This is a genomic window from Gordonia sp. (in: high G+C Gram-positive bacteria) (assembly GCF_012515855.1).
Lineage (GTDB): Bacteria > Actinomycetota > Actinomycetes > Mycobacteriales > Mycobacteriaceae > Gordonia.
In genome coordinates this window covers 37,552-45,822 of sequence record NZ_JAAYXO010000227.1, presented here as the reverse complement: position 1 = coordinate 45,822, position 8,271 = coordinate 37,552, and the positions used below count along the sequence as shown (strand labels likewise).

The 8,271-nt window shown below is 69.4% G+C and carries 9 protein-coding genes; 8 read left to right on the top strand and 1 reads right to left on the bottom strand.

What is annotated here, in order from left to right:
• Nucleotides 1-27: 27 nt before the first annotated feature.
• The 5 genes from GX543_RS16520 to GX543_RS16500 all read left to right on the top strand — a co-directional run bounded on the left by GX543_RS16520 (nucleotide 28) and on the right by GX543_RS16500 (nucleotide 4,845).
• On the top strand, nucleotides 28-813 hold the full coding sequence (locus tag GX543_RS16520; protein ID WP_290853534.1) for a VOC family protein: 786 nt from the start codon (nucleotides 28-30) through the stop codon (nucleotides 811-813).
• 5 nt (nucleotides 814-818) lie between these two features.
• Entirely contained in the window at nucleotides 819-1,661 is an 843-nt protein-coding gene (locus GX543_RS16515; protein ID WP_290853533.1) for a class I SAM-dependent methyltransferase, read from the top strand.
• A gap of 179 nt (nucleotides 1,662-1,840) precedes the next feature.
• Nucleotides 1,841-3,535: a 3-oxosteroid 1-dehydrogenase gene (gene kstD / locus GX543_RS16510; RefSeq protein WP_290853532.1), complete on the top strand. Its 1,695-nt coding sequence runs from the start codon at nucleotides 1,841-1,843 to the stop codon at nucleotides 3,533-3,535.
• Between the two features lie 3 nt (nucleotides 3,536-3,538).
• Complete coding sequence (locus GX543_RS16505) at nucleotides 3,539-4,399, top strand: MaoC/PaaZ C-terminal domain-containing protein (protein ID WP_290853530.1); 861 nt, start codon at nucleotides 3,539-3,541, stop codon at nucleotides 4,397-4,399.
• A 14-nt stretch (nucleotides 4,400-4,413) separates the two neighbouring features.
• The gene (locus tag GX543_RS16500) at nucleotides 4,414-4,845 is read left to right on the top strand and encodes a hypothetical protein (RefSeq protein ID WP_290853529.1); all 432 of its coding nucleotides are present in this window, start codon (nucleotides 4,414-4,416) and stop codon (nucleotides 4,843-4,845) included.
• Between the two features lie 38 nt (nucleotides 4,846-4,883).
• Here GX543_RS16500 and GX543_RS16495 read toward each other — a convergent pair whose 3' ends face one another.
• Nucleotides 4,884-5,024: a hypothetical protein gene (locus GX543_RS16495; RefSeq protein ID WP_290853527.1), complete on the bottom strand. Its 141-nt coding sequence runs from the start codon at nucleotides 5,022-5,024 to the stop codon at nucleotides 4,884-4,886.
• An 83-nt stretch (nucleotides 5,025-5,107) separates the two neighbouring features.
• Here GX543_RS16495 and GX543_RS16490 point away from each other — a divergent pair, with 83 nt between their 5' ends.
• Genes GX543_RS16490 through GX543_RS16480 form a run of 3 tightly spaced genes read left to right on the top strand, consistent with a single transcriptional unit; the run spans nucleotide 5,108 to nucleotide 8,221 of the window.
• The gene (locus GX543_RS16490) at nucleotides 5,108-6,751 is read left to right on the top strand and encodes an MFS transporter (protein ID WP_290853524.1); all 1,644 of its coding nucleotides are present in this window, start codon (nucleotides 5,108-5,110) and stop codon (nucleotides 6,749-6,751) included.
• Nucleotides 6,752-6,755: 4 nt separating this feature from the next.
• The gene (locus GX543_RS16485; RefSeq protein ID WP_290853523.1) at nucleotides 6,756-7,604 is read left to right on the top strand and encodes an SDR family oxidoreductase; all 849 of its coding nucleotides are present in this window, start codon (nucleotides 6,756-6,758) and stop codon (nucleotides 7,602-7,604) included.
• Nucleotides 7,601-8,221, top strand: a complete 621-nt coding sequence (locus GX543_RS16480; RefSeq protein ID WP_290853522.1) for a hypothetical protein — start codon at nucleotides 7,601-7,603, stop codon at nucleotides 8,219-8,221. The genes GX543_RS16485 and GX543_RS16480 overlap by 4 nt, the downstream gene beginning before the upstream one ends.
• Nucleotides 8,222-8,271 lie beyond the last annotated feature (50 nt).

Sequence of the window (8,271 nt, the reverse complement as noted above, 5' to 3'; positions counted from 1 at the left end):
TTCCCGTGACCGAAAGCGAGACCTGCGATGCCGTCCTACTCCGCCGCTCCCGGCGCCCCGATCTGGTTCGACTTGATGACGAGCGACGTGGACCGCGCCACCGAGTTCTACGGTTCCCTCTTCGGCTGGGACTGCGAGGAGCCGACCGCCGACTTCGGCGGCTATCGGAACTTCACGATCAACGGCAGTCGGGTCGCGGGAATGATGCCGATGCCCGGATCTGAGACGGAACCGACGAATGTCTGGGCCGTCTATTTTCGCAGCGACGACGCCGCTGCGACGACCGAAGCAGTCGGCGCAGCGGGCGGCACGGTGATCGTGCCGCCGATGCCGGTGGGCGACATGGGCACCATGGCCGTCTACATCGACCCCGCGGGCGGCGCATTCGGCGCGTGGCAGCCCGGCACCCACCCCGGCTTCGTGGAACGAGGCGAGGTCGGAACCCCCTACTGGTTCGACGAGATGTCGATGGACTACGCGGCGTCGACCGCGTTCTACCCCAAAGTCTTCGGCTGGGACCTGGAAGCGGTCCCGAACGCCGACGGCGGTCCCAGCGGCTATTCGCAGGTGATGATCGACGGTGAGGGCACCGCGGGGATCATGGACGCCGCCGCCATGCTCGGCGAAGGCCACCCGTCGTTCTGGCAGGTCTACATCACCGTCGCCGACGTCGCCGCCACGCTGGCCAAGGCAACCGAGTTGGGCGGTTCGGTCCTCATGCCGCCGGACGACACCCCGTACGGCGTGCTCGCGGCGTTCAAGGACCCCATGGGCGCAGCGATCTGCATCGCGACTCCGCCCGCCGAGATGTGAGCGCCGTGGCCGATCAGGACGCCGGTCCAGACTGGGCGACCTCCGGCTCCGGCTGGGCCGCGCAGGGCGCAGTGTTCGACCATCTGTTCCGCGACGTCACGGCGCGGATCATCGCCACCGCCGCCCCGGTCGGGACGGTGCTCGACGTCGGCTGCGGCACCGGGGCCCTCCTGGAGGCGACGGCTGCAGTCGGCGCACATCCGGTCGGGGTCGACATCTCGCAGGCGATGATCGACGTCGCCGCGCGCCGGGTGCCGCAGGCTCGCACGCTGGTCGCCGACGCCGGGACCGCCGACCTGCGGTCGTTGAGCGACACCGGCTTCGACCGGATCGTCTCGCGCTTCGGTGTGATGTTCTTCGACGATCCCGTCGCCGCCTTCGTGAATCTGCACGACGCCGCGGCACCCGGAGCCACGCTCACCTTCGTCTGCTGGCAGGCGCGCGCCGACAATCAGATGTTCACCCTGGGCACCGACGTGCTCGCCGCGGCCCTCGACCCGCCGCCGGCGAAGCCCGCCCCGGGCGAACCCGGACCGATGGCCTTCGCCGACCCCGACTACGTCCGGCGGATCCTGACGGACGCGGGGTGGTCGGCGGTCGAGGTCGAGGACTTCACCTTCACCAGTGTCTACTCGCGCGACGACGGCTCCGGCGGCCTCACCGACGGCGTCGACGAACGACTGGCCGTCATCGGCGCCACCAGCAGCGGCGCACTCCGGGAACAACTCGGCGACGACGCCTGGTTCGACCTCCTGGCCCGGGCCCGCGCCGCGATCCGCGAGCAGGTGGTCGACGGCGTGCTGGCCCACGACAACCACTGCTGGCTGGTGACGGCTGAACGTAAATGAATCCCCGATCGCGCGAGTACTCGACGAAACGGGGCGATTCGCCCCGAATCGGGGATTCATTTACGAGGCGCCGCCCGCCGACCTCGCCCGCTATTGCCCAGAACACGTTCTAGTTTAAGCTGTACTGAAACGTGTTCTATTTTTGCGCGAAGCGTTCAACGCCGAGCCGAAGGGAAATCATGAGCGAGGAATTCGATGTCATCGTCGTCGGGGCGGGCGGTGCCGGGCTGGCAGCTGCCCTGACCGCGGCCTCCAAGGGCCTCAAGACCGTGCTGATCGAGAAGTCGCCCTACTGGGGCGGCTCCACGTCACGATCGGGCGGCGGCGTCTGGATCCCGAACAACTCGGTGCTCCGCCGTGACGGCGTGGAAGACACCCCCGAGGAGGCCCGGAAGTACGCACACGCCATCATCGGCGAGCACGCTCCGGCCGACCGCATCGACACCTACATCGATCGCGGACCCGAGGCCCTCGACTACCTGATCGCCAATTCGGTGCTCGACCTCGAGTGGGTCAAGGGCTACTCCGACTACTACCCGGAGGCGCCCGGCGGTCGCGCCATGGGCCGCTCGGTGGAGCCGAAGCCGTTCGACGCGCGTCGTCTCGGCGACGACCTCGCCACTCTGCACCCGCAGTACACCAAGGCCCCGCTGAACATGGTGGTCCTGCAGTCCGACTACCGCTGGCTCAACACCGGCATGCGTCACTGGCGCGGCCCGCTGCGCATGATGAAGGTCGGCGCCCGCTTCTTCTGGGCCCGTACCCGCGGCAAGAAGATGATCGCGATGGGCGCCGCCCTGGCCGCCGAGCTGCTAATCGGCTGCCGCCGGGCGGGCGTCGACATCCGGCTGAACACCCCGCTCACCGATCTGATCGTCGAGAACGGCGACGTGGTCGGCGTCCGCACCACGGTCGACGGCGAGCCCGGCGAGCTCCGCGCGCGCTACGGCGTCATCCTCGGCAGCGGCGGATTCGAGCACAACCCGGAGATGCGCGCGAAGTACCAGCGCGCGCCGATCGGCAGCGAGTGGACCACCGGCGCGCCGTCGAACACCGGCGACGGCATCAACGCGGCCATCGCCGCGGGTGCGGGCGTCTCGCTGATGGACGACGCCTGGTGGGGTCCGACCATCCCCTTGCCGAAGGGCCCGTGGTTCGCACTGTCGGAGCGTTCGGTCCCCGGCACCTTCATCGTCAACACTCGCGGTGAGCGCTTCATGAACGAGTCGCTCCCCTACGTCGAGGCCGTCCACCAGATGTACGGCGGCGACTTCGGCCAGGGCGAGGGCCCGGGCGAGAACGTCCCCGGCTGGCTGATCTTCGACCAGCGCTGCCGCAACCGCTACCTGTTCGCCGGCATCACCGCGCGTCAGCCGATGCCGAAGAGCTGGACCAAGTCGGGCGTCGTGGTGAAGGCCGCGACCCTGGACGAGCTGGCCGAGAAGACCGGTCTGCCGGTCGACAAGCTCAAGGCCACCACCGATCGGTTCAACGGCTTCGCTCGCAGCGGCAAGGACGAAGACTTCCACCGCGGCGACAGCGCCTACGACCACTACTACGGCGACATCACCAACAAGCCGAACCCGAGCCTGGGCGTGGTCGACAAGGCCCCGTTCTACGCGGTCAAGATGGTGCCGGGCGACCTCGGCACCAAGGGTGGCATCGACACCGACGTCGCAGGTCGCGCACTGCGCGAGGACGGCACCGTCATCAACGGCCTCTACGCCGCGGGCAACACCAGCGCGCCGGTCATGGGCCACACCTACGCCGGCCCCGGCGCGACCATCGGACCGGCCATGGTGTTCGGCTACCTGGCCGCGCTCGACGCCCTCGAGAAGTCCAAGAAGGCCACCGTCTCACAGGCAGGAGCCTGACCCATGCCGATCGATCCCTCAGTAGCCGTCGGCGCCGACCTCGGCGAGGTCACGTTCTCGTGGACCCCGCGCGAGGTGGCGCTCTACAACCTGACCGTCGGCGGCGCACAGGACCCGATGGACACCGTCGGGCTGCAGTACATCGACGACGTCGCGCCGAAGGTGCTGCCGTCGTTCGCGACGGTCGCGGCGTCGTTCAACGCCACCGAGGCCCCCAAGGTCGAGTTCCCGGGCGTCGACATCGACCTCGCGAAGGTCGTCCACGGCTCGCAGCAGGTGCGCGTGCACCGGCCGCTGCCCGCATCGGGGACCGCGACCACCCGCACCAAGATCGCCGAGGTGCAGGACAAGGGCTCCGCCGCGGTCATCGTCCAGGAGTCGACCACGGTCGACGAGGCGGGACAGCCGCTGTGGACCGCACGGTCGTCGATCTTCGCCAAGGGCGAGGGCGGCTTCGGCGGCGACCGCGGCACGTCGACTCGCGTCGACCTGCCCGACCGCGCCGCCGACCACGAGATCCTGGTGCCGACGCAGCCCGGCCAGGCACTGCTGTACCGCCTGTGCGGCGACCGCAACCCGCTGCACAGCGATCCGGCGTTCGCGGCCGCAGCCGGCTTCCCGCGGCCCATCCTGCACGGTCTGTGCACCTACGGCAGCGTGGCGCGCGCGGTGGTCGACGAAATCTTCGGCGGTGACGTCGCCGCGCTGGCCGACTACGGGGTCAGCTTCGCGGGCGTGGTGTTCCCCGGCGAGACCCTGCGAGTGCGGGCCTGGGAAGATGGCGACCGACTGCTTGCGGCCACTACGATCGTCGATCGCGACGATGCACCGGCCCTGGGCAACGTCGTCTTCATCAAATCCTGACCGAAAGGCTCGGCATGAGTGCCACGCTCGTCCCCCTGCTCGACGCGAACCGCGAAGCCATGGCTTCCGACTTCGCCGACGTCATCGACGCGGAGGTGAAGAAGCAGTCCGGCCTGTCCGGCGCTGCGATCAAGACCGCTTACGCGGCGGCCCAGAAGTTCAAGCCGGGTGTCGTGCAGGTCGCCACCAGCAAGATGCTGCCGGACTTCATGACGGCACTCTCGCCGCTGTGGGATTCCAAGCCGGCGGGAATGCCGTTCGGTGACCACCTGGCCGCCAACGACGACGCGGCCGCCGAGGCCCTGCTGGCCGTCACCGACCGGCAGGCCGAGAGCGCGCCCGCCGTTCTGGCCAAGACCTACAAGAGCGTCCGCGGCAAGGCCAAGGGCTACGTGGTCGACGCCCTGGTGCCGGTGGGCGCCGTGGTCGAGAAGTACGCGGGATAGTCAGTGAATACGCAAGCGCGGTCTGATCGGAATGCCGATCAGACCGCGCTTGCGACTATCAGGAGCAGTACGGCGAACACTCCGACGAGGACGGCGAGCATGACGAGCAGGCGCCCGACATGGATCCGCCCCTGCCGGAACGCGGACACGGTGGCCGGAGTGAGTTGGTTAGAAGCCATGGTGATCAACTTTCGCTCGAGAGTGATCTGTTATCCATGTGACTAATGTGTCATAAGTTACAGACGAAGGCGATGAACTGCAGATGCGTGTCGGGAGAACTGTCAACAACGAAACAGGCAACAACGGAACAGGGTCGTTTTCGACGATCTGGCTGATCCTCGTTTCGTGTCTGGGCGTGAGTGTAGTCGTCGCCGCCATGGCCGCGCTCAATACCGCTCTCCCCGACATCGCACGTTCGACCGGCGCGTCCACGGGCCAGATGACGTGGATCATCGACGGCTACACGCTGGTTCTCGCCGCTCTCCTCCTTCCCGCGGGCGCCATCGGCGACCGCTTCGGCCGCAAGCCGGTCCTCTTGGTCGGGCTGGCAGTCTTCGGCATCGCATCGCTCGCCGCGGTGTGGGTCGACACCCCGATCCAGCTGATCATCACCCGTCTGGTGGCCGGTGCGGGCGCCGCGCTGATCATGCCCGCGACTCTGTCGCTCATCAGCGCGGGCGTTCCCCGCGAGAAGCGCCCCGTCGCCATCAGCATCTGGGCGGGAGTCGCGGGTGCCGGCGCGATCCTCGGCTTCTTCGTGACCGGCGTGCTGCTGAACTTCTTCCACTGGCATTCGGTGTTCATCACGTTCGCCGCGTCGTCGCTCGCCATTCTGCTGGTGACGTTGACGATCAGCAGCTCCAAGGACGAGAACCCCGGGTCGTTCGACTTCGTCGGCTCGCTGACCTCGATGGCGGCAATCGCGGGCATCGTCTTCGGTCTGCTCGAAGCCGCGCACCGCGGCTGGACCGATCCGCTCATCCTGGTGTGCCTGATCGGCGGTGTTGTCCTGGCCGTCGGGTTCGTGGTCATCGAACTTCGACGTACCTCGCCGCTGCTGGACGTGCGACTGTTCCGCAACCGCGCATTCGCCGCCGGGTCGCTCTCGGTGGCACTGCAGTTCCTGGCCTCCTTCGGCGTCTTCTACCTCCTGCTGCTGCAGTTGCAGCTGGTGTTCGGCTACTCGGCGCTGAAGTCCGCGGTCGCGCTGTTCCCGATGGTCATCGGCGTCGGCGCCTTCGCGATGATCGGCAACTGGGTCGCCGTGCGCTACCACTCGCTGCGCCTGGTCCTCACCGTCGGCATCGCGATCGCCGGCGTGGGCGTGCTGGCCATCGGCCTCGTCGAGACCGACGCGTACTGGAAGCTGGGCGCGCTGCTGGGCGTCGTGGCGGTCGGCATCGGCCTCGCGACGGCCCCCTCCACCACGGCGATCATGTCGAACACGCCCCTCGAGAACCAGGGCGTCGGGTCCGCGGTCAACGACACCGCGCGCGAGCTCGGCGCCGCCATCGGCATCGCGCTCGCGGGCAGCATTCTGGCAGCGGGGTACGCCAAGCGGATCGACGACACCGCGAACCTGGCGCATCAGCAGTTGTCCGCGATCGACCCGACGACGGCACAGACGGCCTCCGACGCCATCCGGAACTCCCTGGTCGGCGCCATCGAGGTGGCCGACAATCTGCCCCCGCAGGCCGCCCCGCTGGCCCAGCAGATCGTCGACGGCGCTCACGCCGCATTCCTCCCACCGCTGCAGGCCGCCTGCCTGGTGCTCGGTGGCGTTCTGGTGGTCGGCGCCGCCGGACTGGGCTGGTTCGCACCCCGCGAGGTGATGCCGGCCGGTCCCGAGGGACCCGATGATGACGTGCCCGCCGAACTGGCGGAACCTGCGCGCAGTGCAGAGTAGACGCATGCGAATCCCCGGCTCGTCCCGTCCAGAGGTCCCCGTCGCCGGATCGGTGGTCGCCGTGACCGGCGCCGCGCGCGGTATCGGCCTGGCCATCGCCGACGCGCTGGCCGTGCGCGGCGCCCGCGTGGCGATCGGCGATGTCGACGCCGACTCGGCGATCGCCGCGGCCGCCGCGCTCGGCGGCGAGGTCCGCGGCTACGCCCTCGACGTGACCGACGACGACTCCTTCGCCTCGTTCCTGGACGCCGTCGCCGCCGACTTCGGCCCCGTCGACGTCCTGGTCAACAACGCAGGCGTCATGTGGGTCGGCCCCTTCGACGCCGAGCCTGCGGCCGCGGCCGAGCGCATGGTCGCCGTGAACCTGCTGGGCGTGATCCGCGGCGTGCGGCTCGCGGCCCCGATCATGAGGGCACGCGGGCGCGGGCAGATCGTCACCGTCGCCTCGGCCGCTTCGCGCCTGGCACCGCCCGGAGAGTCCACGTACGCGGCCACCAAGCACGGCGTCCTCGGCTACCTGACCGGCGTGCGCGAGGAACTGCGCGGCAGCGGGGTCACCCTGTCGGTGGTGATGCCGACCGTGGTCGACACCGAACTCGCCGCAGGCACCGCTACCGGTTCGGTCGGGATGCTGCAGCCCGGTGACGTCGCCGACGCCGTCGTCTCCGCGATGCAGAACCGCACCTTCCAGGTGTGGGTGCCGAAGCGCGTCGGTCCGCTGGTCGGCCTGACGGGAGTGCTGCCGCAGTGGCTGCGCGACCGGGTGATGCGGCTGGCCGTCCCGAATCAGGTGGTCGCGGTGGCGGGATCGTCGCGCCGCGACGGCTATCAGAAGCCGCTCTCCAGCGCATGAGCGCGGACACCGACGGCGACCGGCACCACGACCACGACCACGACATCGTGCCGGGGCTGCCCCTGTCGTCGGACGACGTCGACGACACCGTTCGCCTGGAACTGGAGTTCCTGACCTCGCTGATCTGGGCGCCGGATGCGATGACCACCGCCGCCGTGCACGCCGTCGTCGGCACCGCGAACGACCGGAGCGACGCCTCCGACCGGCACCTCCCGCTCGGCACCCTGCTGTTTCTGCGACCGGCGCACGGCGCGTTGTTCGCGACCATCGTCGCTCGGGTCGACGCCGAGTTGCCGGTGACCCCGACGCTGGTGATCGAAGGACTCGGCGACCCGCAAGCGCGTGCCGCGCTCCGCGAGGTGATGCTCGACGTCGCCGCTCCCGGCTCCCGAGGCCCCGGACCGCTGCCCGGCGGCGCCGATGTCCCGCACCTCGCGACGGCGCTGCTGGACCGCTGGTATCGGCGCGGGTACCTGGGTTTGATCGCGCGAATGTCGTTGCACGGCGAAGACGCTGCCACCGACGCGCTCGCCGGCCACTGGGCCGCGCTCACCGAGCATCAGCAGCGGGCCGAACGACGGTGGTCGTCGGTGCGCACGCTGTTGGCGCGACTGTGAACGTCCGGCGCCGATCGATCGGGACCGTCCCCGGCACACCACGCGCGTAT